Source organism: Streptomyces sp. NPDC043867, assembly GCF_056435845.1.
In genome coordinates, this window is sequence record NZ_JBWKDS010000021.1 from 33,499 (window position 1) to 56,239 (window position 22,741).

At 72.2% G+C, this 22,741-nt stretch carries 22 protein-coding genes, 1 tRNA gene and 1 pseudogene; 9 read left to right on the plus strand and 15 right to left on the minus strand.

All coding sequences use genetic code 11. The features are described 5' to 3' along the window. Positions 1–102: 102 nt before the first annotated feature. Positions 103–1,785 carry a diguanylate cyclase CdgB gene (gene cdgB, locus AC069T_RS21390; protein WP_478784261.1) on the minus strand — a complete coding sequence of 561 codons (1,683 nt, stop codon included), beginning with the start codon at positions 1,783–1,785 and terminating at the stop codon, positions 103–105. A gap of 401 nt (positions 1,786–2,186) precedes the next feature. On the opposite strand from cdgB, the gene AC069T_RS21395 reads away from it, so the two are divergent. Then, positions 2,187–2,774 carry a flavin reductase family protein gene (locus AC069T_RS21395; protein WP_478784262.1) on the plus strand — a complete coding sequence of 196 codons (588 nt, stop codon included), beginning with the start codon at positions 2,187–2,189 and terminating at the stop codon, positions 2,772–2,774. Positions 2,775–3,159: 385 nt separating this feature from the next. On the opposite strand, the gene AC069T_RS21400 is transcribed toward AC069T_RS21395, so the two are convergent. The 3 genes from AC069T_RS21400 to arfB form a co-directional block, all read right to left on the minus strand. Continuing rightward, entirely contained in the window at positions 3,160–3,435 is a 276-nt protein-coding gene (locus AC069T_RS21400; RefSeq protein WP_476754661.1) for a DUF1876 domain-containing protein, read from the minus strand. 319 nt (positions 3,436–3,754) lie between these two features. Beyond that, on the minus strand, positions 3,755–4,669 hold the full coding sequence (locus AC069T_RS21405; protein WP_478784263.1) for a sigma-70 family RNA polymerase sigma factor: 915 nt from the start codon (positions 4,667–4,669) through the stop codon (positions 3,755–3,757). Continuing rightward, positions 4,669–5,106: an alternative ribosome rescue aminoacyl-tRNA hydrolase ArfB gene (arfB, locus tag AC069T_RS21410; RefSeq protein ID WP_358855231.1), complete on the minus strand. Its 438-nt coding sequence runs from the start codon at positions 5,104–5,106 to the stop codon at positions 4,669–4,671. The genes AC069T_RS21405 and arfB overlap by 1 nt, the downstream gene beginning before the upstream one ends. Positions 5,107–5,299: 193 nt before the next feature. On the opposite strand from arfB, the gene AC069T_RS21415 reads away from it, so the two are divergent. Together AC069T_RS21415 and AC069T_RS21420 are read left to right on the plus strand one after the other, a co-directional pair. Continuing rightward, entirely contained in the window at positions 5,300–5,875 is a 576-nt protein-coding gene (locus AC069T_RS21415; RefSeq protein ID WP_358855230.1) for a TerD family protein, read from the plus strand. A gap of 111 nt (positions 5,876–5,986) precedes the next feature. Then, positions 5,987–6,538, plus strand: coding sequence for a GNAT family N-acetyltransferase (locus AC069T_RS21420; RefSeq protein WP_478784264.1), 552 nt, complete (start codon positions 5,987–5,989; stop codon positions 6,536–6,538). A gap of 54 nt (positions 6,539–6,592) precedes the next feature. Here the strand turns inward: AC069T_RS21420 and AC069T_RS21425 are convergent, their stop codons facing one another. After that, on the minus strand, positions 6,593–8,026 hold the full coding sequence (locus tag AC069T_RS21425; protein WP_478784265.1) for a M1 family metallopeptidase: 1,434 nt from the start codon (positions 8,024–8,026) through the stop codon (positions 6,593–6,595). A gap of 7 nt (positions 8,027–8,033) precedes the next feature. Here AC069T_RS21425 and AC069T_RS21430 point away from each other — a divergent pair, with 7 nt between their 5' ends. Then, the gene (locus tag AC069T_RS21430; protein ID WP_476754744.1) at positions 8,034–8,534 is read left to right on the plus strand and encodes a hypothetical protein; all 501 of its coding nucleotides are present in this window, start codon (positions 8,034–8,036) and stop codon (positions 8,532–8,534) included. 109 nt (positions 8,535–8,643) lie between these two features. Here AC069T_RS21430 and AC069T_RS21435 read toward each other — a convergent pair whose 3' ends face one another. After that, positions 8,644–9,348: a pentapeptide repeat-containing protein gene (locus AC069T_RS21435; RefSeq protein ID WP_478784266.1), complete on the minus strand. Its 705-nt coding sequence runs from the start codon at positions 9,346–9,348 to the stop codon at positions 8,644–8,646. 59 nt (positions 9,349–9,407) lie between these two features. Between AC069T_RS21435 and AC069T_RS21440 the strand changes: the two are divergent. Beyond that, positions 9,408–9,914, plus strand: a pseudogene (locus tag AC069T_RS21440) (zinc-binding dehydrogenase); the annotation flags it as partial. A gap of 32 nt (positions 9,915–9,946) precedes the next feature. Here the strand turns inward: AC069T_RS21440 and AC069T_RS21445 are convergent. Beyond that, a complete protein-coding gene (locus AC069T_RS21445; protein ID WP_478784267.1) occupies positions 9,947–10,420 on the minus strand; it encodes an N-acetyltransferase family protein in 474 nt (157 codons plus the stop codon). A 133-nt stretch (positions 10,421–10,553) separates the two neighbouring features. Here AC069T_RS21445 and AC069T_RS21450 point away from each other — a divergent pair, with 133 nt between their 5' ends. Then, entirely contained in the window at positions 10,554–11,978 is a 1,425-nt protein-coding gene (locus tag AC069T_RS21450) for an NAD(P)/FAD-dependent oxidoreductase (RefSeq protein WP_478784268.1), read from the plus strand. Positions 11,979–12,046: 68 nt separating this feature from the next. Here AC069T_RS21450 and AC069T_RS21455 read toward each other — a convergent pair whose 3' ends face one another. Both AC069T_RS21455 and AC069T_RS21460 read right to left on the minus strand, forming a co-directional pair. Further along, the gene (locus tag AC069T_RS21455; RefSeq protein ID WP_478784269.1) at positions 12,047–12,571 is read right to left on the minus strand and encodes a DUF2867 domain-containing protein; all 525 of its coding nucleotides are present in this window, start codon (positions 12,569–12,571) and stop codon (positions 12,047–12,049) included. A 97-nt stretch (positions 12,572–12,668) separates the two neighbouring features. Continuing rightward, a tRNA-Thr gene (locus AC069T_RS21460) sits at positions 12,669–12,742 on the minus strand. A gap of 250 nt (positions 12,743–12,992) precedes the next feature. Here AC069T_RS21460 and AC069T_RS21465 point away from each other — a divergent pair. The 3 genes from AC069T_RS21465 to AC069T_RS21475 all read left to right on the plus strand — a co-directional run bounded on the left by AC069T_RS21465 (position 12,993) and on the right by AC069T_RS21475 (position 15,625). Continuing rightward, positions 12,993–14,132, plus strand: coding sequence for an ABC transporter ATP-binding protein (locus AC069T_RS21465; protein WP_478784270.1), 1,140 nt, complete (start codon positions 12,993–12,995; stop codon positions 14,130–14,132). A 218-nt stretch (positions 14,133–14,350) separates the two neighbouring features. Continuing rightward, positions 14,351–14,806: a hypothetical protein gene (locus AC069T_RS21470; protein WP_358855539.1), complete on the plus strand. Its 456-nt coding sequence runs from the start codon at positions 14,351–14,353 to the stop codon at positions 14,804–14,806. 87 nt (positions 14,807–14,893) lie between these two features. Further along, positions 14,894–15,625 carry a nucleotidyltransferase family protein gene (locus AC069T_RS21475; RefSeq protein ID WP_476754402.1) on the plus strand — a complete coding sequence of 244 codons (732 nt, stop codon included), beginning with the start codon at positions 14,894–14,896 and terminating at the stop codon, positions 15,623–15,625. Positions 15,626–15,716: 91 nt separating this feature from the next. On the opposite strand, the gene AC069T_RS21480 is transcribed toward AC069T_RS21475, so the two are convergent. The 6 genes from AC069T_RS21480 to AC069T_RS21505 form a co-directional block, all read right to left on the minus strand. After that, positions 15,717–17,390: a DoxX family membrane protein gene (locus AC069T_RS21480; protein ID WP_478784271.1), complete on the minus strand. Its 1,674-nt coding sequence runs from the start codon at positions 17,388–17,390 to the stop codon at positions 15,717–15,719. Positions 17,391–17,507: 117 nt separating this feature from the next. Then, positions 17,508–18,449, minus strand: a complete 942-nt coding sequence (gene rlmB / locus AC069T_RS21485) for a 23S rRNA (guanosine(2251)-2'-O)-methyltransferase RlmB (RefSeq protein WP_478784272.1) — start codon at positions 18,447–18,449, stop codon at positions 17,508–17,510. A 96-nt stretch (positions 18,450–18,545) separates the two neighbouring features. Further along, on the minus strand, positions 18,546–19,946 hold the full coding sequence (cysS, locus tag AC069T_RS21490; protein WP_478784273.1) for a cysteine--tRNA ligase: 1,401 nt from the start codon (positions 19,944–19,946) through the stop codon (positions 18,546–18,548). 209 nt (positions 19,947–20,155) lie between these two features. Continuing rightward, entirely contained in the window at positions 20,156–20,674 is a 519-nt protein-coding gene (ispF, locus tag AC069T_RS21495) for a 2-C-methyl-D-erythritol 2,4-cyclodiphosphate synthase (protein ID WP_478784274.1), read from the minus strand. Further along, positions 20,664–21,413: a 2-C-methyl-D-erythritol 4-phosphate cytidylyltransferase gene (gene ispD / locus AC069T_RS21500; RefSeq protein ID WP_478784275.1), complete on the minus strand. Its 750-nt coding sequence runs from the start codon at positions 21,411–21,413 to the stop codon at positions 20,664–20,666. The genes ispF and ispD overlap by 11 nt, the downstream gene beginning before the upstream one ends. Before the next feature lie 442 nt (positions 21,414–21,855). After that, positions 21,856–22,338, minus strand: coding sequence for a CarD family transcriptional regulator (locus tag AC069T_RS21505; RefSeq protein ID WP_003953493.1), 483 nt, complete (start codon positions 22,336–22,338; stop codon positions 21,856–21,858). Between the last annotated feature and the right edge of the window lie 403 nt (positions 22,339–22,741).

Consider the following 22,741-nt stretch of genomic DNA (forward strand, 5'->3'; position numbering starts at 1 on the left):
TGGTCTCCTCAGCGGGTGCGGTACGTGGGTGAATGGCGAGCCTACCCGCTCCGAGGGACCCGAACGGGTGACTCAGTTCTCATCGATCCACTGACCTGCGTGTTATCCCGCACGCCGATGCTGTTTGGGACGAGACCGTTTCTCTACGTACATCCGTTCGTCAGCGGATTTCAAGACCTCGTCCGCCGTCATGCCGCAGTGTGCCCAACCGATGCCGAAGCTGGCACCCACCCGCACGGCCCTGCCGTCGACCCTGATGGGCGGAATGATCGCGTTCCGCAGCCGTACGGCGAGGTCCTGGGCGTCGGCCCGGCCGAGGCCGTCGGCGAGGACCACGAACTCGTCACCGCCGAGCCGGGCGACCGTGTCCCCGTCCCGCACGACGCTGGTCAGCCGGCGGGCGACCTCCACGAGCACCGCGTCGCCCGCGTTGTGCCCGAAGCGGTCGTTGATCGACTTGAAGCCGTCGAGATCGCAGAAGAGCACGGCGAGGCCCTTCGTGCCGTCGTCGGTCTCGCCCTCGGGCGCGATGGTGTGGACGTGGTGGTCGAAGCCGTCGTAGGGCCCCGGCTCCGGCCGGAAGTCGAATCCGTGGCCGTGCGCCTCCTGGTCGAAGGCGGCCGGGTGCTCCGGCGGGTACGCCCCGTACGCCGCGTCCAGCGAGGCGACCGCGCCGGGCGGCAGGGACTGCGGGCGCTGGCAGAGACGGGAACCGAGCCGGGAGCGCAGCTCTGCGGAGTTCGGCAGGCCGGTGAGCGAGTCGTGCGAGGCGCGGTGGGCGAGCTGGAGCTCGCGGCGCTTGCGCTCCTCGATGTCCTCGACGTGGGTGAGCAGGAAGCGCGGGCCGTCGGCGGCGTCCGCGACGACGGAGTTGCGCAGACTGACCCACACGTAGGTGCCGTCGCGGCGGCCGAGGCGCAGCTCGGCCCGGCCGCCCTCGGCGGAGGTCCTGAGCAGCGTGCCGATGTCCTCGGGGTGGACGAGGTCGGAGAAGGAGTAGCGGCGCATCGCGGAGGCGGGCCGGCCGAGGAGCCTGCACAGGGCGTCGTTCGTGCGCAGGATCCGGCCGTGCTGGTCGCCGCCCATCTCGGCGATGGCCATGCCGGAGGGTGCGTACTCGAAGGCCTGGCGGAAGCTCTCCTCGCTGGCGCGCAGGGCCTGCTGCTCGCGCTCCAGGCGGACCAGGGCGCGCTGCATGTTGGCGCGCAGCCGGGCGTTGCTGATCGCGATCGCGGCCTGGAAGGCGTACATCTGGAGGGCCTCGCGGCCCCAGGCGCCGGGCCGGCGGCCGTTGCGCGGCCGGTCCACGGACAGGACGCCGATCAGTTCGCCGCAGCGGGAGCCGGAGATGCCGGGGGTGTACATCGGCGCGAAGAGGCGGTCGGAGGGGTGCCACTCGTCCTCGAAGCGGGGCGCCGGGCCGTCCGTGTACCACTGCGGCACGTCGTCCTCGTCGAGGACCCAGCCCTCGGTGTGGGGTATGAACCGCAGGTCGCCCCAGGCCTCGCCCATGCTCAGCCGGCGGTCCCAGGAGGTGCGGGAGCCGACCCTGCCGGTGATGAGCGCCTCGGCGGCGGAGTTGCCCGCGAGCGCGGCCACCACGAGGTCGCCGTCCGGCTGGACCAGGTTGACGCAGGCCAGCTCGTAGCCGAGGCCGTTGACCACGCCGTCGGCGACGGTCTGCAGCGTGTCGGCCAGGCTGCGGGCGGTGTTCATGTCCGCCATCACCTGGTGCAGCTGCCGCAGGGTCGTAAGGCGGACGTACGGCTCCGACTCGGTCTCCATGCGCCCTCCCCCCGAGACCTCGCAGCAACTCCAGGGTTCTCTTCGGCGTGACTCGGCTTACTGCTTGGTAGCTTCAGCCGTGGCTTCGTACATCGTTCCCGCCACTGAATCACAGCGCGCTGCCCACTCGGTACACAGGGTCAACAAAATATGGCTCCTGTGACTCAAGTCACAGCAGAACATGAGCAATTGAGTGGGGTTTCTGCATTTTCACTGTGCGTTTACTGCGCGCATATCCGAGATCTGTGTACAGGCTGTGAGCGTATGCGACCGGCGACGGCGGTCCGTCGTCCGCCCCGGTGCGCGCGGCGGGGTCGGCCGGTGGTCCTAGGACCCGGGTCGGCCCAGGGTCGGCCCCGGGTCCGATGCGGCGGGCCGGAGGCGGGGACTAGCGTTTTCCCGTGCTGAAGACTCCCGCTGCCGTAACCACCGTGTCTCCCCCGTCCGCCGCGCCGCACGCCGACGGGCATGCTGATGGGGTGAGCAACGACGAGTTCCGCGCCGTCATGTCCCGGCTGGCCGCGGGCGTGGTCCTGGTGACCGCCCACGAGCCCGCGCTGGATCCGGACGGGCCCGGCGGCGAGGACGTCGGCATGACGGCGACCTCCTTCATGTCCGTCTCCCTGGACCCGCCGCTGGTGATGGTGGGCCTGCGGGAGGGCTCCCGCATGGACGACCTGCTCGCCGAGCAGCCGCACTGGGCGGTCTCCGTGCTCTCCGACAGCCAGCGTCAGATCGCGGGCCGCTTCGCCATGAAGGGGCGGATCAGCGACCGCCTGCTCTTCGAGGACCTCCCGTACCTCCGCGGCAAGGAGTCCGGAGCACCGCTGGTCGGCGGCGCCCTGGCGACCCTGGAGTGCCGCACGGAGCAGCGAGTGACGGCGGGCGACCACACGCTGGTCATCGGCCGCGTCCTGACGGCGTCGGTCCCGAGCGCGGACGGCGCCCCCCTGACGTACTTCAAGGGCCGGTACCGGCAGCTGGGTTAGGGCCGCGGGGCACCCCACGGCCCGCCGGGGAACCGGCCCCCGGCGGGATCCGCACGGCGGTCCGTGTCCGTCAGAGCATGGACGTGGGGCGTGGACGTGGGCGTGACGGACACGGCGACACGGCGTCACGACTCACGGCTCACGGCTCGTGACACGGCATCACGGCTCACGCCGTCACGGCCAACGGCTCATGACACGGCATCACGGCGTCACGGCGTCACGGCTCACGGCTCGTGACGTCACGGCGTCACGCATCTCGGCTCGCGCCGTCACGGCCAACGGCCAACGGCCAACAGCTCATGGCGTCACCGCATGTCGGCTCACGCCGGCCAACGCCTCACGGCGTCACGGCGTCACGGCGTCACGGCGTCACGGCGTCACGGCGTCACGGCGTCAGCGGGTGTGACGTGCGGCCCGACGCCTCGTCGATCTCGTCGTGCGCCTTGGTCAGCAGCTTCATCGCCAGTTCGTTGAGTGCCCTGGCGCCCGCCACCTCCTCGCCCACCCTCGGCTGGTCGGCGTCGGAGGGGTGGCGGCTGGAGTACCCGTGCGCCCGCACCTCGCTCCCGTCGGCGAGCCGTACCAGCGCGGCGGCGCGGGTGCGGTGGGAGTCCTCCTCGAATTCCAGCTCGACGTGCCATCCGACAGCGGTCTGCGCCATCACGATCACCTCCGGAATCCCTGCTTCCAGGATGAGCCCGGCAGCCCGCCCGCGCACGGCCTGCGCTCAGTGGGCCTCTGCCGGGCCGGCACCGCCCAGTGCTGTGACCGGAAAGGTCTGCCGGGTCACACCCCTAGGGCCTGTCGTTTGGATCATGCCGGCGTCGCGGGGTCTGGCACGCACATCTGCGGCGTTGTCGTCGGTCGCCGACGCTCCGCGTCGACTCCCTCCTCCGCCTTGCAGCTGCACGCGACAGACCCCGCTCGGGTCGGTCAGGACGAACCGTCGGTCACAGCCAGCCTGATCCAAACGACAGGCCCTAGCCGCCGAAGGCCGTCACGTCGAGACCCGCGAGCCGCTCCGGGCCCCGGAGGATGTCGATCGCGGCGATCCGCCCCTTCGTGACGGTGAACGCCAGCACGGCGACCGCGCGCCCCTCGGTGATCACGACGGCCCCCGCGACCCCGTTGACCAGGGCGGGCCGCGCGATGCGGGCGAGGTGGGCGAAACCGCTCGCCCCCGCGGACACCGCCTTCGCACCGCTGCGCACGCCCGCCTCGGAGCGGGCGACCACGTCGGGGTCGAGCACGGCGACCAGCGCGTCGAGGTCCCCGTCGCGCGCGGCGGCCAGGAAGGCGTCGACGGCCGCGCGCTGCCGGCTCAGGTCGGCGTCGGGGACCGGTGCCCCGCCCCGGACCCGGCGCCGGGCACGGCTGGCGAGCTGCCGGGCCGCCGCCGGCGTACGGCCGACGAGGGGCGCGATCTCCTCGAAGGGCACGGCGAACAGGTCGTGCAGCACGAACGCGAGCCGCTCGGCGGGCGCCAGGTTCTCCAGGACGACGAGCAGGGCGAGGCCGAGCGAGTCGGCGAGCAGCGCCTGCTGCTCGGGGTCGGCCCCGCCCACCGGGCTGAGCACCGGCTCCGGCATGCGCAGGCCGGGCTCCTCGGTGAGTTCCTCGGCGCGGCTCCGGCGCGCGCGCAGCATGTCGAGGCAGACCCGGCCCACGACGGTCGTCAGCCACCCGCCGAGGTTGTCGAGCGCGGCGGCGTCGGTGCGGCTGAGCTTGAACCAGGTCTCCTGGACGGCGTCCTCGGCCTCGGTGAGTGAACCGAGCATGCGGTAGGCGACGGCGCGCAGCCGTCCGCGGTGCGACTGGAACCGCTCGGCGAGGAGGTCGCTCTCCCGGCCGGCGCTCCCCGCCGGAACGCTCCCGGGAACGGCGCCCCCGCTCATCAGCCCCAGTCCCGCCCCGTACGGCCCCGCTTGGTGTCGGAGCGCTGCTTCTTCTCGCGCAGCCGGCGTTCGTTGATGCCCCGCGGGATACGGGTCGCCCGGCGGGGCTTGGGCGGGGGCGCGCTCGCCTCGGCGAGCAGCGAGGCGAGCCGTACGGCCGCGGTCTCGCGGTTGCGCCACTGCGACCGGTGCTCGGAGGCCCGCACGCTGATGACCCCGTCGACGAGGCGCCCGGCCAGCCTGTCCAGGGCGCGCTCCTTCCACACCGGCGGCAGCGCCTCGGTCTTCGCGAGGTCGAACCGGAGCTCCACCTGGGAGTCGCTGGTGTTGACGTGCTGCCCACCGGGTCCGGAGGAGCGCGAGAAACGCCACATGAGCTCGGCCTCGGGAAGGGAGACGGAGCCGCGGACGACGTAGGGACCGGACATGGGGTCCATGGTCGCTTGCCCGTCCGGTCCGCGTCACCCGTTTTTCGGAGCCGTACGGCCCTTCGGGTAAAGAAAGCAAAGACACCTGGAACCTCGGGCGCCCCCCTCGACGTTCATAGGGGTAGCTGTAGCTTCGTGCCCGTACGAAGCCCATGCGTACGGGCACCGAGCACGTACGTAACGAGGGAAGGGACTCCCAACAATGGCTGTAAGCCTGTCCAAGGGTGGCAACGTCTCGCTCACCAAGGAGGCTCCGGGCCTGACCGCCGTCACCGTGGGCCTCGGCTGGGACGTCCGCAGCACCACCGGCACCGACTTCGACCTCGACGCCTCGGCCATCGCGGTCAACCCGCAGGGCAAGGTCTACTCGGACGGCCACTTCGTCTTCTTCAACAACAAGCAGACCCCGGACCAGACCATCGTCCACACCGGTGACAACCGCACGGGTGAGGGCGCGGGCGACGACGAGGCGATCAACGTCAATCTGGCCGGTCTCCCGGCCGACGTCGAGAAGATCGTCTTCCCGGTCTCGATCTACGACGCCGAGACCCGCTCGCAGAACTTCGGCCAGGTCCGCAACGCCTACATCCGCATCGTGAACCAGGCAGGCGGCGCGGAGATCGCCCGCTACGACCTGTCCGAGGACGCGGCGACGGAGACGGCCATGGTCTTCGGCGAGCTCTACCGCAACGGCGCCGAGTGGAAGTTCCGCGCGGTCGGCCAGGGCTACGCGTCGGGTCTGGCCGGCATCGCCCAGGACTTCGGCGTGAGCGTCTGACCCGCCCGTGTGTGATCGCGGAAGCCCCCGGCCGTCCGGCCGGGGGCTTCCGCGTGCCCGGCCCGCCCGCGCATCCCCGCCGCGCCCGCCGCGCGGCGGTAGTTTGCCCCCGTGATCCTCGAATCCCTTCGCCTCACACCCGACCGCGACCTCCCCGCCCCGCTCCTCACGGAACTGACCGCTCTCTACGCCTCCAACCGTGACTTCTACGCCCTGAGCGGGGACTTCCCGGACGCCGACGACATCCGCGTGGAGCAGGTCGCGCAGGCGCTCGCCGACGAGCTGGCCCACCCGGACGTGGAGGTGCTGCTCGCCCGCGGCGCCGGACGGCTCCTCGGCGTCGCGATCACCCTCGCGCACCACCCCGACCCGGCCGACCCCGATCCGTGGATCGGCCTGCTTCTGGTGGACGCCCGCGAACAGCGCCGAGGACACGGACGGCAGCTGGCCTCGCTCGTCGAGGAGCGCGTGCGCGCGTCGGGCCGCAGGGCCGTGCGCCTGGCCGTCCTCGACAACAACCCGCGGGCGCTCGCCTTCTGGACCGCCCTCGGCTACGAGGTCATCGACCACCGCAGGGATCTGCAACAGGGCCGCCCCTGCGCGGTGTTGCGCAAGGTCCTCGACCACTCCCCCGACCACGCCGGTGCGCTGCAGCCGCGCTGACGCCACGTCCCGGAGGGTGCTCACGCGGTCCGGTGGCCGAAGGCTCAGCCGTGCTCACCGGCGGCTCGGTCTGCCGTCCCCGTACAGCCAGTCCCGCCAGATCACGTCGAAGTCCCGGCCCGGCGCCTTCTTCTCGACGTAGGCCGTGAAGTCCGCGGTGCCGGCGTTGCCGTGCCGGTGGGCGGCGGCCCAGCCCCGGACGATGCCGCGGAAGGCGGTGTCGCCGACGGTCTCGCGGATCTTGTGGAGGACCATGGCGCCGCGCTCGTAGACCGGGCTGTCGGAGATGTGGGCGGCGCCGGACGGCCGCGCGGGCGGGAAGGCCCAGACCGCCTCGCCGGCCGCGGGGTCGTCGTAGTAGTCGCCCCGGTAGAGGGCGTCGAAGGTCTCGTCCGCCGTGTCGCCGCCGTGCTCCTCCTCCCAGAGCCACTCCGCGTAGGTCGCGAACCCCTCGTTGAGCCACATGTCCCGCCAGGACTCGGGGGTGACCGAGTCGCCGAACCACTGGTGGGCCAGCTCGTGGACGAGGGTCCCGGTGTCGGGGGCGCCGGGGAAGACGGGGCGGGTCTGGGTCTCCAGGGCGTAGCCCACGCCGTCCGCGTCGTCGACGACCGCGCCCGCGGAGGAGAAGGGGTACGGGCCGAAGGCGTCCTCCTCCCAGGCGAGGATCTCCGGCAGCCGCGCCAGCACCTTCGCGCTCGCCTTCGCCTCGGCGGGGTCGACCGCGACGTACAGCGGCAGTCCGCTCTTCGTCGTCGACCGCCGGATGTCGTACCTGCCGATCGCGACCATGGCCAGGTAGCTCGCCATCGGCTCCGCCGTGTGCCAGCGGAACGTGCTGCGGCCCTTCCCGGACGTCTCGCTCCTCAGCTCGCCGTTGGAGACCGCCCGCAGCCCCGCCGGGACGGTGACCGCGATGTCGTACGACGCCTTGTCGCAGGGGTGGTGGCTGCCCGGGAACCAGGCCGCCGACCCGGTGGGCTCGCCGAGGGCCAGGGCACCGTCGGCCGTCCGCAGCCAGCCCTCCTCCGAGCCGTCCGGGTCGGTGATCGTCTCCGGTGTGCCCGAGTAGCCGACCCGCACGTGGAACGTCTCGCCCCGGTCCAGGTCGTCGGGCGGGCGCACCGTCAGCTCCTGGCCGGTGCGGCTCCAGCGGGCGCCGCGCCCCTCGACGCTGACGCTCCCGACGTCCAGCCCCTTCAGGTCCAGGTTGAACGCACTGAGGTCCTGCGTCGCGCGCGCCGTGATCTCGGCCCTGCCGGTGAGCTCACGGCTCCCGGGGTCGTACGAGAGGGCCAGGCCGTAGTGCGTGACGTCGTAGCCGCCGTTTCCCGCCTTCGGGAAGTACGGGTCGCGGACGCCCGGCGCCCCGGGGGTGCCCTGGACACCGCCGCCGCACGCGGTGAGGAACAGGGCCGCGGCCAGGGCGAAGGGTGCGCGGGCGGAAGATCGGGGCACGTCCGTGATCCTACGAGGGCGTGACACCATCACCTACGTGCTCGACATCGGCTACGCCCTCTCCAACCGCTTCCCCGACCCCCCGCAGACCGACTACCGCCGCGCGGACGTCCGCGCGCTGCGGCACGACCTGTTCTGCGGTGACGTCTACCTCGCCGACACCGAGGCGGACCGCGAGCTGTCCACAGCCTGGGGATGGGTGCCGGTGCTCGACTTCGCCTGGGCGCTGTGCGACATCGTGGAGCAGCTCGACCGGGACCCGCGCGGCAGCCGCGCCTCCCGCCCGCAGCACGCCGAGCTCGACTTCACCGAGTCCACGGACCGGATGCTCTTCGAGCGGCGCTTCGGCTGGGTCGACATCGAGGCCGACTGGATGCACGTCGAGGAGGCGCCGCTGACCTTCTCCCACGCCGAACTGCGCCGCGAGGCCCGCGACTTCCTGCACGACCTGCTCGCCGACCTCACCGACCTGCACGAGGGCCTGGCCGACAACCCGGCGGTCTGGACGCTCCAGGCCCGCTTCCCCCGGGTCGGCTGACACCGCGTACGCCCGTCCGTGACGGACGCCCGGCCGCACCCGAGACCGCGTACGCCCTTCCCGGGACAGTGACGGTGACGGTGACGGGACACCCGGACCGCGCCCGCTCTCACTCCTGGCCGATGCCCGCCACCCTGAGCCCCAGCTCGGCCGCAAGCAGCGGTGCCAGGTCCATCAGCTGGGCCGGGCTGACGACCGCGCCCGCCAGCTGGTCCACCCCGCGCGCGATGTCCAGCTCCGCCGCCCCCCGCAGGTCGACGTCCTTCAGGGTCGCCGCGCTGAAGTCGGCCCCCTTCAGCACACAGCCGGCGAACTCCACGCGCTCCAGTGTGGCGCCGCCGAAGTCGGGCTCGACCAGGACGCACCCCTCGAAGACCACGTCCCGGAGCCGGGCCCGGCGCAGATTCAGGTAGTCGATCTTGCCCCCGCGCACCAGCACCCGCTCCAGCACCGAGCCGTGCAGCTGCACTCCGCCCATCCGGGCGTCCAGCACCTCGACGTCACGCAGCGTCGCCTCGGCGAGATCCGTGCCCACCCCCCGCACGCCGGTGAGGACGGAGTCCAGCACGCGCACGTGCGCCAGCCGCGTCTCGTCCAGCGCGCAGTCCGTCAGCGCGCAGTCCATGAAGCGGGCTCCCCCGCCGTCCTGTCCGGCGAAGTCCGCCTCCCGGAACTCCAGCCCGTCGTAGTCCCCGTCGCGCTCCAGCCCCCCGCCCGCGTACGCGTCGAGCGGCGGCAGCCGCACCTCGGGCCGCCGCGCCCCCTTGCCGCGCCCGCTCGCCCTGCCCGCCGCACCCGCCGCTCTCCGCACCATGCCCCCATGCTGCACCCCGCCACTGACAGCGGCCCCGGGCTCCCCGCGCACCTCTCGGTCTCCCCATGCAGTACGCGAAGAACGCGGGCGCCACCGTCGTCGGCCTGGCGGGCGGCCCCGGGAAGGTGGCCCGGGTCCTGGCCAACGGCGCCGACCTGGCCGTGGACTACCGGGACGCGGACTGGCCGGAGCGGGTCCGCGCCGGCCTGGAGGACCGCACGGCCACCCTCGTCCTGGACGGGGTCGGCGGCGACGTCGCCCGGGCCGCCGTCGGCCTGCTGGGTCCCGGCGGCCGGCACCTCGTCTTCGGCTGGTCCGGCGAGGGCGTGAAGAACGGCGGCCCGTACCTCGTCGACGGGGTGTCGGAGCAGGTGCTCGGCCCGGTCATGCTGCGCAGGGCGGGCGGTCCCGATCCGCTGCGCACACTGGAGCTGCGCGCCCTCGCCGAGGCCGCCGCCGGGCGTCTGACCCCCGCCGTGCAGCGCTTCCCGCTCGCGGAGGCGGCCGCCGCCCATCGCGCCCTGGAGAACCGGGGCACCGTCGGCAAGGTGGTGCTGGAACCCTGACCGGCCCCGGCCCGCCGGTGGCGGCGTCGGGGTCAGTCCCGCGCGCCGAGCTTCGCGAGCGAGTCGTCCGTCAGCCGGTACACCGTCCACTCGTCCTGCGGCCGGGCGCCCAGCGACTCGTAGAACTCGACGGCCGGACGGTTCCAGTTCAGCACCGACCACTCCAGCCGCTCGTAGCCGCGCTCCACGCAGATCCGCGCCAGTTCGGTGAGCAGCGCCCTGCCGTGGCCGCCGCGGCGCGCGGCGGGCCGCACGTACAGGTCCTCAAGGTAGATCCCGTGCACCCCGCGCCAGGTGGAGAAGTTCAGGAACCACAGCGCGAACCCGGCCGCCTCGCCCGCCTCCTCGGCGATGTGCGCGAACGCGGCGGGCCGCTCCCCGAACAGCGCCTCGTGCAGCTGCCGTTCGGTCGCCCGGACCTCGTGCACCGCCTTCTCGTACTCGGCCAGTTCAAGGATCATCGCGTGGATGACGGGGACGTCGGAGGGGGTCGCGGTACGAATCATGCGGGCAGGCTACGTCAGGCCCCGCCGGGCGGTCGCCCGGGCGCCGCGAAGGCGTCCGGACGGCCGCGGAGCTGCGAAAGAGCACGAAATCCGAAGGAGACACCGGCGGTCCGCAGGGGTTAACGTCCCGGCCATGAGCAGCAGGCCCGCGAGCAGCGCAAGCACCGCAGCCACCGTGAACGGCGGCATCTCGTTCTGGTACGCGCAGGACGGTCTCCCCGCCCCGCGCGAGCCGCTGCCCGGGGACGCGTCGGCCGACGTGGTGATCGTCGGCGGCGGCTACACGGGCCTGTGGACCGCGTACTACCTGAAGAAGGCGGCGCCCTTCCTGCGCATCACCGTCCTGGAGCAGAAGTTCTGCGGCTACGGCGCCTCGGGGCGCAACGGCGGCTGGCTCTACAACGGCATCGCGGGCCGCGACCGGTACGCGAAGCTCCACGGCCACGACGCGGCCGTACACCTCCAGCAGGCGATGAACGAGACCGTCGGCGAGGTCGTCCGGGTGGCCGCCGAGGAGGGCATCGACGCCGACATCCATCAGGGCGGCGTCCTCGAAGTGGCTTACACCCCCGCCCAGTTGGCCCGCCTGAAGGCCTTCCACGCCACCGAGCTGTCCTACGGCGAGAAGGACCGCGAGCTGTACGGCGCCCGGGAGACCGCCGGACGCGTCCGGGTCGCGGACGCCGTCGGCTCCACCTGGACCCCGCACGGGGCGCGGCTGCACCCGGTGAAGCTGCTCAAGGGGCTGGCCGCCGCGGTCGAGGCGCTCGGCGTCACCATTTACGAGCAGACACCGGTCACCGAGATCCGCCCCCAGCACGCGGTGACCCCGTACGGTACGGTCCGCGCGCCCTACGTCCTGCGCTGCACGGAGGGCTTCACCGCGTCCCTGAAGGGCCAGCGGCGGACCTGGCTCCCCATGAACTCCTCGATGATCGCGACCGAGCCGCTGACCGACGCCCAGTGGGAGTCCATCGGCTGGGCGGGCCGCGAGACGCTCGGCGACATGGCGCACGCGTACATGTACGCCCAGCGCACCGCGGACGGCCGCATCGCCCTCGGCGGGCGCGGCGTCCCGTACCGCTTCGGCTCACGCACCGACAACGACGGCCGGACGCAGCGGGCGACCGTCGAGGCCCTGCACGAGATCCTCGTCCGCTTCTTCCCGTCGCTGGCCGCGGTGCGGGTGGAGCACGCGTGGTCGGGGGTCCTCGGCGTCCCGCGCGACTGGTGCGCCACGGTCACCCTTGACCGCTCCACCGGCCTCGGCTGGGCGGGCGGCTACGTCGGCTCGGGCGTCGCCACCGCCAACCTCGCCGCCCGCACCCTGCGCGACCTCGTCCAGCACGACTCCGGCCAGGCGGGCCCCACCGGCCTCACCGCCCTGCCCTGGGTCGGCCACCGGGTCCGCAAGTGGGAGCCGGAGCCGTTCCGGTTCGTCGGCGTCCACGGCATGTACGCGACCTACCGGACGGCGGACCGTCGCGAACTGACCACGCACAGCGCCGAGTCGTCCCGGCTGGCGCGGCTGGCGGACCGGGTGGCCGGCCGCCACTGACGGCGCCTCACCCCCCGGCGGCGCCGACACGGCGGGGGGGGGCGCACGGCCGCCGCTCCGCCGTACGGTCAGCCCGCGGCCGAGCCGTCCCGTGTCCCGCCCCGCGCTCCTCGCCTGACGAGTCCCGCGACGACGGCGTGGTGGAAGGGCTCGATCGCCCGGAAGTACAGGCGGCCAGCCCGGCGGTGGTAACGGACGACAGTCGTGCACACGGCCTCGGGACCGTGCGGTCCCCGCCGGACGGCGAAGGAGCAGCGGAAGCTCAGGTGCTTGTCGTCGTCGCCCGCCAGGACCTCGTCGTCGGTGACGCTGATCAGGCGCATCGGACCGATTCTGGCGCCGACCGTGAAGGCCGCGGACGCACTCCGTTCCCGCCGCTTGAGACCGAACGGCGCCACGGCCACGTCCCGGACCGCGAGCAGCCACCGCACCCAGCGCGGGGACGAGCCCAGCATGCGCCGGGTGAAGTCGACCGCGGTGACGCCGGGTGCGATGTCCACCGCCACGGCGTCGACGTGGTCACAACCGCCCAGGCCGGCCCGCGCGGCCTCCACGACCGGCTCCGCGTTCCTGCGTACCGCGACCCGCTGCATCCTCGTGCTCCGTTCCCCGGGCGTCGTGACGTGCGGCTCCCGCACCCGCACGCGAAGGCCCCGGCCGGCAGCTGCCGGCCGGGGCCTGTCGAACCGGAGCCCCCTGTCGGATTCGAACCGACGACCTTCGCTTTACAAGAGCGGCGCTCTGACCAGCTGAGCTAAGGAGGCCTGCACGCGTGCGTGCCGGTGGTGCGTGCGGGCACGCCCGTGCAGTGTACCCACGTCACCGCGGGGGTCCGTCGACTATTTCCGCGAACTTCATCGGCTCCGGAGTACTGACAGATCCGGTGAACGCCAGGTAGCGTCCTGACCCAGTTCACTCGTGTGGACTACACCACTACGGAACGTTCCGTAGCGGTTCACCACCTTTACAACGGATCGTCCGGCACGTTCCTGCCGGTGAAGGGGGCCCCTCACCATGGCCACTGTCTCGTTCGACAAGGCGACCCGGATCTACCCGGGTTCCACGAAGCCCGCCGTCGATGCTCTGGAGATCGACATCGAGGACGGCGAGTTCCTCGTCCTCGTCGGTCCCTCCGGCTGCGGCAAGTCCACCTCGCTCCGCATGCTCGCGGGGCTCGAGGACGTGAACGGCGGCGCCATCCGCATCGGCGACCGCGACGTCACGCACCTGCCGCCCAAGGACCGGGACATCGCCATGGTGTTCCAGAACTACGCGCTGTACCCGCACATGACGGTCGCCGACAACATGGGCTTCGCGCTCAAGATCGCCGGCGTCAACAAGACCGAGATCCGCCAGAAGGTCGAGGACGCGGCGAAGATCCTCGACCTCACCGAGTACCTCGGCCGCAAGCCGAAGGCGCTCTCCGGCGGTCAGCGCCAGCGTGTGGCCATGGGCCGCGCCATCGTGCGCGAGCCCCAGGTCTTCCTCATGGACGAGCCGCTGTCGAACCTGGACGCCAAGCTCCGCGTCTCCACGCGTACGCAGATCGCGAGCCTCCAGCGCCGCCTCGGCATCACCACCGTGTACGTCACCCACGACCAGGTCGAGGCCATGACCATGGGCGACCGCGTGGCCGTGCTCAAGGACGGTCTGCTCCAGCAGGTCGACTCCCCGCGCAACATGTACGACCGTCCGGCGAACCTGTTCGTCGCCGGGTTCATCGGCTCCCCCGCCATGAACCTCGTCGAGGTCCCGATCACCGACGGCGGTGTGAAGTTCGGCAACAGCGTCGTGCCGGTGAACCGCGACGCCCTCAAGGCCGCCGCCGACAAGGGCGACCGCACGGTCACCGTCGGCGTGCGCCCGGAGCACTTCGACATCGTCGAGCAGGGCGGCGGCCACGCGGCGGCCTCCCTGTCCAAGGCCACCGAGGACGCCCCGGCCGGCCTGGCCGTCTCCGTGAACGTCGTGGAGGAGCTCGGCGCCGACGGCTACGTCTACGGCAGCGCCGAGGTCGACGGCCAGCTCACGGACCTCGTCGTCCGCGTGAGCGGCCGCGCCGTCCCGGCCAAGGGCGCCACGCTGCACGTGATCCCGCGTCCGGGCGAGACCCACGTGTTCTCGACCTCCACGGGCGAGCGCCTCACCGACTGAGGCCGCTCCAACCCCCCGGGAAGAGTGAATTCACCCGAGTTGACGGAAAGGGCCCCGCAGCCTGCTGCGGGGCCCTTTCCGTTGTCGACAAATACCCCGGCAGAGCGGTCATTTCGATCCCTGTACGTCAACACGGCACCCGGAATCCTCTCCTTTCCCGTCCCTCGAATCGGTGACTAAATGTCGCCAAATCATCACCCCGCGCTACCCTCACTCGCGTGAAGCACTCCACCACTACCCAACAGACCCGGCGTGGCCGTGGCCCCGCTCGCCGGATCGGCCGCACCCTCGCCCTCGTTCTGCCTGTCGTCCTGGTGCTCTCCGGGACCCTCGCGGTCACCCGAGTCAACTGGTCGGGGAACTCCTCGGACTCGGTGCTCACCGCCTCCTCGACCGACGTCTCCAAGCGTCAGTCCCCCCGTGCCCCGCAGGACGTCCTGCGCGACAGACTCCTGATGGAGCTCCAGGAGAAGGACCCGGGCGTCGCACTCACCCACCTCCAACAGTCGGTGAACGGCCGTCCGTCGCTGGCGAAGCACTGCTCGTCCATCGCCCGCGCCCTCGGCCGGGCGGCCGTCCGTGTCTACGGGCCGACGCGCGCCCAGTCGTTCTCCCGGCCCGTCTGCGACACCTCCTTCGCATCGGGGGTGGCCCGCGGCCTCGCGGCCCAGTAGGACCACCCCGGGCACCGTTCCCGCACGGCCGGTCGCGGAGCGGCTGCCGATCGAAATCCCCGACGGGGCGCCACGTACAGTTCGGGCATGACCGATCCGAACGCCGCGTCGCGCCCCGTTCAAGCCGTTGTCCTGGCCGGAGGACAGGGGTCGCGACTGCGTCCCTACACCGACGACCGGCCCAAGCCGATGGTCGAGATCCCGGGCACCGGGACTCCGATCATCGGCCATCAGCTCGTCTGGCTCGCCGAGGAGGGCGTGACGGACGTCGTCGTCAGCTGCGGTCACCTCGCCGAGGTGCTGCAGCAGTGGCTGGACTCCGCCGACCTCCCGGTGAACGTCAAGACGGTCGTCGAGACGGAGCCCCTCGGCCGCGGCGGCGGCCTCAAGTACGCCGCCGCGCACCTCCCGCACCCGGACCGGCCCTGGTACGCGACGAACGGCGACATCTGGACCCGCTTCTCCCTGCGCGACATGGCGGACTTCCACACCGAGCGCGACGCGGTGGCGACCCTCGCGCTGGCCCGCCCCCGCATCCCCTGGGGCGCCGTGAAGACGGACGGCTTCGGCCGCATCACGGACTTCATCGAGTCACCGCCGACGCAGCACGAGATCAACGCGGGCGTCTACGTCTTCTCCCCCGAGTTCGCCTCCCTCCTCCCGGAGCGCGGCGACCATGAACGCACCACGTTCCCGCGCCTGGCCCGCGAACGCCGCCTGGCCGGCTTCCCCATCCCGCAGGGCGCCTACTGGCGTGCGATCGACACGGCTAAGGACCTGCGGGAGGCGGCCAAGGAGCTCGCGGCCCTGGGCCGCTGAGCGGCACGCGGCGGCCGCAGGCCCCATGCTTGTACGGCGATGGGCCCCGCACACCTGGTGTGCGGGGCCCATCGCCGTACGTGCCGGAGGATCACCCCAGAAGGCCGCCCACCAGCCGGTCGGAGCCACCCGAGCCGCCGGAGCCGCTGCCGCCCGAACTGCCGCCCGTCGTACCGCCCGAGGTGGTCCCGCCGGAGGTGCTGCCGCCCGAGGTCGGTCCCGTGCTGGTGCTCGGTGCCTGCTGGGCCGGGGCCGAACGCTGGGGCGGCGCCTGGTTGGTGCCCTGCGTCTGGCTGGGGACGCCGCCCGTCGTACCGGGCGTCGCCGCCGCACCGGGCGTCGTCGCCACGCCCGAGGGCGTCGAGGACGCTTCCCGGGTCGGCGTCTTCGACGGGGACGGGGTGGCCCGGTGGTGACGCCTGCCGGGCTCGCCCGGCAGCGGGGTGCCGGGCAGCTCGTTGCGCGGGGCCTCGCCGGGACCCGGCACGACGACACGGTCGGCGTCACGCACTGCACTGCCGAGGAGCGAGCCGACGAGCAGGGTGAGCCCGACGACGACGGTCGTGACGAGCGCGCCGCGGCGCAGCACGCGCTGCCGCAGCTCCCAGATGTCCGCGCGCGGCCCGAGCCTGCGCCAGGCCTCGCTCGCGAGCCGTCCGTCTACGGAGTACACCGGGGCCCCCGCGGTGATGAGCGGGGACCAGGCGGCGAGGTAGATGATGTCGGGCGCGTCGTAGGCCGGCACCGTCTTCCAGCTGACGGTGAGCAGCAGGGCGGCCGACAGCCCGGCGCCGACGACGGCGGCGACGCGCTGCCAGAGGCCCAGGACCGTGAGGACGCCCACGACGACCTGGAGAAAGGCGATGACGAGACCGGCGCCGACGGGGTGCTGGAGCGCGAACTGGCGCAGCGGCTCGGCCGCTTCCCACGGGTGCAGGGAGTTGAGCCACTTGACCATCGAGCCGCGCTTGCCGCCGTCGAAGTAGACGGGGTCGCAGAGCTTGCCCATGCCGGCGTAGACGGAGATGAACCCGAGGAAGACGCGCAGCGGGAGCAGGACGACGCCGAGGTTCATCCGGCGGCCGGGGTAGTAGGCGTGCCGCACCGGGTCCGCGCCGTGCCGCTTGGTGCGGGGCTCGTCCTCGTCCTGGCCGGGCTCGTCGTCGAGGTCCGCGTCCGCGAACCGGTCGTCCGCGTACGCCGGTTCGTCATAGGCACTGCCGACCTGGCGCATGTGCGGCAGGAGACGCGTCTCGCCGGCGGCGGGAGCCCGCTGGCTGCCCACGAGCGGGGTCTCGACCGTCTCGACGGTCATGTCGGCGTCGTAGCCGCCCCGTTGGCCGCGGCCGACGGCGGGGATGACCTGCGTCGCGCCCGCGTCGCCGGTCGGGTCGTCGCCGTGGCGCACGCTCGTGCTCCGGGCGGCCTGGAGCAGCCGGGTGGCGCCGGTGTCGTCGGGAGCGGACTTCCCGCTCCAGACGACGGGGGCGCGGCGGCGCGTGCCGGCGGCCTGGCCGCCCGTGACCGCACCCGCCGTACCGACGACGGGGGTGCGCGCCGTGCCCCGGGCGGAGCCCGGGTGCTGCGCGATGCGTGGGGATCGGGTCCGCGTCGCCGCGCCGAGCTGCACACGGAAGCTCGCATGATTGACGATGATCTGCGCCGGGTCGCTCGGCACCTTCACCATGCTCAGCGCGGGAGCGTCGTCGTAGCCCGACGAGCGGTCCCCCGTGGGAGTGCGGGGTGTTCTGGTGTCCACACTCATCTAACCGAGTGACGTCTGGTTAGGACACTGCTTTGACCCGGCCGATCTGTCCGGACCGCGTCAAGGTCATCCGGAACATCCCGGTTGCCCCACGGGGGTGGTTACGCGCACATCTGTTCAGGCGCGTCGTCGGGAGGCCTCGTACAGGACGACTCCCGCCGCCACACCGGCGTTCAGCGATTCGGTGCCGCCCGGCATGGGGATCCGCACCCGGAAGTCGCAGGTCTCGCCGACGAGTCGGGACAGGCCCTTGCCCTCGCTGCCGACCACGATGACGACCGGCCCGCCGAGGGCCTCCAGTTCGCCGACTTCGACCTCGCCGTCCGCGGCCAGGCCGACCACGACGAGCCCCGCCTTCTTGTACGACTCCAGGGCCCGCGTCAGGTTCGAGGCACGGGCGACGGGCGTACGGGCGGCGGCACCGGCGGACGTCTTCCAGGCGCCGGCGGTCATGCCGGCCGCGCGCCGCTCGGGCACGACGACACCGTGGCCGCCGAAGGCGGAGACGGACCGGACGACGGCACCGAGGTTGCGCGGGTCCGTCACCCCGTCGAGGGCGACGATCAGCGGGTCCGCGCCCTGGTCGTACGCGGCGGCGGCGAGGTCCTCGGGGTGCGCGTACTCGTACGGCGGGACCTGGAGGACGAGGCCCTGGTGGTTGAGCCCGTTGGTCATGCGGTCCAGCTCGGGGCGGGGCGCCTCCATGAGGTGGATGCCACCGCGCTCCGCGGCGAGCTGGAGCGCCTCGCGCACCCGCTCGTCGTTGTCGATGAACTGCTGGACGTAGAGCGTGACGGCGGGCACACCCTCGCGCAGCGCCTCCACGACGGGGTTGCGTCCGACGACCATCTCGGACGTGCCCTTGCCGCCACGGCCGCGCTGCACGGGCCGGCGTACGTCCTGCTTCGCCTTGGCGTTGGCGATGCGGTTCTTCTTGTGCTTCTTGCGCATCTCGGCGGGCGGGGTCGGGCCCCTGCCTTCGAGGCCCCGGCGCCGCTGGCCGCCACTGCCGACCTGCGCGCCCTTCTTGCCGGACATGCGGCGGTTGTTAGCGGCCATGACCTACCTGTCTGTGTGAGGCGTGCGTACGTACGTATATGAAGTGTGCCGCCCGGAGGCCCGGGCGGCACAATCGATCAAGGTCGACGGGGCCGCTCAGCGCGGTCCGAGCGTCCAGCGCGGTCCCTGCGGACCGTCCTCGATGACCAGACCCGACTGGTTGAGCTGGTCCCTGATGGCGTCGGCGGTCGCCCAGTCCTTGCGCCCCCGCGCCGACTCGCGCTGCTGGAGCACGAGGCGGACCAGGGTGTCGACGACGCCGTGCAGGTCCTCGCCCCTATCGCTCTCGCCGGCCCACCGCGGGTCGAGCGGGTCGAGACCGAGGACGCCGAGCATCGCGCGGACCTCGGCGAGGCGGGCGACGGCGGCTTCCTTGTCGTCTGCGGCCAGGGCGCTGTTGCCCTGGCGGACGGTGGTGTGCACGACGGCGAGCGCCTGCGGGACGCCCAGGTCGTCGTCCATCGCCTCGGCGAAGGCCGGCGGCACCTCGGCGGCGGGCTCGACGACTCCCCCGGCCTTCTCGACGACGCGCTGCACGAAGCCCTCGATGCGCGCGAACGCCGACTCGGCCTCGCGCAGGGCCTCTTCGCTGTACTCGATCATCGAGCGGTAGTGCGGGGTGCCCAGGTAGTAGCGCAGCACGATCGGGCGCCACTGCTTGACCATCTCGCTCACCAGGACCGAGTTGCCGAGCGACTTCGACATCTTCTCGCCGCTCATGGTGACCCAGGCGTTGTGCACCCAGTACTTCGCGAACTCGTCGCCGAAGGCCTTGGCCTGGGCGATCTCGTTCTCGTGGTGCGGGAAGATCAGGTCGATCCCGCCGCCGTGGATGTCGAAGGCGCTGCCCAGGTACTTGTGGGCCATCGCCGAGCACTCCAGGTGCCAGCCGGGGCGCCCGCGGCCCCACGGGGTCTCCCAGTCGGGCTCGCCCGGCTTGGAGGCCTTCCACATGGCGAAGTCGCGTGGGTCGCGCTTGCCGGTGATGCCCTCCTCGGCGGGCTGGCGCAGCTCGTCGAGGTCCTGGTTGGACAGCGCCAGGTACTCCGGGTACGAACGCACGTCGAAGTAGACGCTGCCGTCGGCCTCGTACGCGTGACCGCGCTCGATGAGGGCGCGCATCATCTCGATCATCTCGGGGATGTGCCCGGTGGCGCGCGGCTCGTAGCTGGGCGGCAGGCAGCCGAGCACGTCGTAACCGTCGTTGAAGGCACGCTCGTTGGCGTACCCGATGGACCACCAGGGGCGGTTCTGCTCGGCCGACTTGACGATGATCTTGTCGTCGATGTCGGTCACGTTCCGGATGAAGGTGACGTCGTAGCCGCGGTGTTCGAACCAGCGGCGCATGATGTCGAAGTTGAGACCCGACCGGATGTGCCCGATGTGCGGTGCGGCCTGCACGGTGGCGCCACACAGGTAGATCGAGACACAACCCGGCACGAGCGGGGTGAAGTCACGGATCTGCCGGGCGCTGGTGTCGTACAGGCGAATAGTCACCCCTCCAGGGTAGTGGTCCCCGGCCAGTGCCCCGGGCCCCTTACCCCTGGAGCCACACGTATTCGTGACATCCGCCGGGCCCGTCCGGCGTTCGAGGACGAGCGCACAGTGCGAGAGGAAGGTCCGGGGGCGCAGCCCCGGGGCACGGGACGGGCCGGGCAGGGCGGGCCGGGGCGGAGGGGGGGGAGTCCTCCCGCCGCCCCGCGGCGTCAGTCCACCCGTACGACCAGCGCGGTGGCGACCGCCATCAGCCCCTCGTCCCGGCCGGGGAAGCCGAGCCCGTCGGTCGTGGCCCCGGACACGGAGACGGGCGCCCCCACCGCCTCGGACAACAGCTTCTGCGCCTCGTCCCGCCGCCTGCCGATCTTGGGGCGCGCCCCGACGACCTGCACGGCGACGTTCCCGACGGCGAACCCGGCCGCCCGGACGATGCGCGCGGCCTCCGTGAGCAGCGTGACGCCGGACGCGCCGGCCCACTCGGGCCGTCCGGTCCCGAAGTGCGCCCCGAGGTCACCGAGCCCCGCCGCGGAGAACAGCGCGTTGCACGCGGCGTGCGCGACGACGTCCGCGTCGGAGTGCCCGGCGAGCCCGGGCCCCTCGCCCTCCCAGAGAAGCCCCGCGCACCACAGCTCGCGGCCCTCCTCGAAGGCGTGGATGTCCGTGCCGATCCCCACCCGCGGAAGCACGGGCCCGCCCGCCGGCAGTCCCCCGGGCGCCTCAGAAGCCATCGTTGAGCCTCCTGCGCGCGAGGACCGCCTCGGCGAGTACGAGGTCCAGGGGGCGTGTCACCTTGAACGCCTCCTCGTGCCCGGGCACCACCACGACCTGCGTCCCGAGCTGCTCGACCATGCTCGCGTCGTCGGTCACCTCGCCGGTGGCACTGTCGTGGGCGCGTACGAGGGTGGCGCGGTCGAATCCCTGCGGGGTCTGCACGGCCCGCAGCCGGGACCGCTCGGGGGTGGCGACGACCGGCTCGGGCGAGCCGTCGGTGCGCGGTTCGACCTGCTTGACGGTGTCGCTGAGCGGGAGCGCCGGTACGACGGCGGGAGCGCCGTCCCGTACCGCCTCGACGACCGCGTCCACGGTGTCGACGGGCACCAGCGGCCGGGCCGCGTCGTGCACGAGGACGATGTCGATGCCGTCCGGCAGCGCGTCGAGTCCGCACTTCACGGACTCCTGGCGGCTGGCCCCGCCGGGGACGACCAGGAAGTCGGTCCGCTCCGGCAGCGGGTGCGCGTCCAGCAGCGTCCTGACCTCGGCGGCACCGTCGGGCGGGGCCACGACGACGACGAGGGAGACCGCGCGGGAGGCGGCCATCGCGCGCACGGCGTGGATGAGCATGGGCGTGCCGTTCAGCGCGCGGAGTGCTTTGGGGGCGCCCGGACCGAGGCGCACGCCCCGGCCGGCGGCCGGAATCACGGCCGCGGTGCGGGGTTCCGGAGGCGAAGGGCGCGATTCGTCAGACATCGGTTCCTGTCAGGTTTGTGTGCTCGGCCGAGGTGGGTATGCGCTGGGCGTACCCCCGGCCGACGGTTGGGGAGTGCCGGGCGCGACGCCTTGACCGGACCCCTTCCGTGACATCCGGTCGAGTCGGCTGCCCGGACCCGGTGCGTGGCGATTGTCGGGGCAGGAGACCGTCGAGGAAGTCGCGCGGTCGGCCCGGATCATGATCCGCGACCCGGCGGTGCTTTCGAACAGCCGGTGACCGGGAAGAGCCGAGGCGCGGCAGCGAGCCGTGCACCGCGGCGGCACCCGGGGTACGAACATGCCGCAGCGCCCGGCGACAGCACTTGCGTCATCGGGCACCGCGGCATTTCGTTGCACTGAACAGGCTTGCGCCTGCGTCAATCCGGCCGTCGTCTCGACGGGCACTGCCGTCGGGACGACCGTCGCTCGACGACCGCCGTCGTCAGGACGCGAGGACCTCGTCGAGCAGGGCCTCCGCCTTGTCCTCGTTCGTGTTCTCCGCGAGGGCCAGCTCGCTCACCAGGATCTGCCGGGCCTTGGCGAGCATGCGCTTCTCACCTGCGGAGAGTCCGCGCTCACGCTCACGACGCCACAGGTCACGCACGACTTCCGCGACCTTGATGACATCGCCCGAGGCGAGCTTCTCCAGATTTGCCTTGTACCGACGCGACCAGTTCGTGGGCTCCTCGGCGTACGGCGCGCGCAGCACCTCGAAGACCCGGTCCAGCCCGTCCTGACCGACCACATCACGCACGCCGACGAACTCCGCATTGTCCGCTGGCACACGTACCGTCAGGTCGCCCTGGGCGACCTTCAGCACCAAGTAGGTCTTGTCCACGCCTTTGATCTGGCGAGTTTCGATAGCCTCGATCAGCGCGGCCCCGTGATGGGGATAGACCACGGTGTCGCCAACCTTGAACGTCATGTGACAGGTACCCCTTCCGTGGCTATCCAGAGTAACACGGATACGGCGTCTTCTGAATGGCGTTTTCGCAGGTCAGGGCATATCTCGGGGCTTGACAAGCGCAACAGGAACGTGCTGCGAGGGGCGAGCCGAAGAGGGTATTCGCAGGTGGGAGCCGCTGTCCAGGCCGAGCGAAACGGGTACGTCACATGCCCCCCAAGTCGCCACCAGAGGCCTGAACGTCCTCTTTTGTCCGACTCCACAAGGTCGACTTCCGCTACTCCGTTCGGTGTGCGGAGTCGGGTACGAGACGTTTCCCGAATTGATCATCGCGGTCGGTGATCACTATTTCGGCGCCCTCCGCATTCCTTGCCCGCCGTTACCGATGCCGATCCGAAAATCCGCAAGTCACGACTGGTGGCGG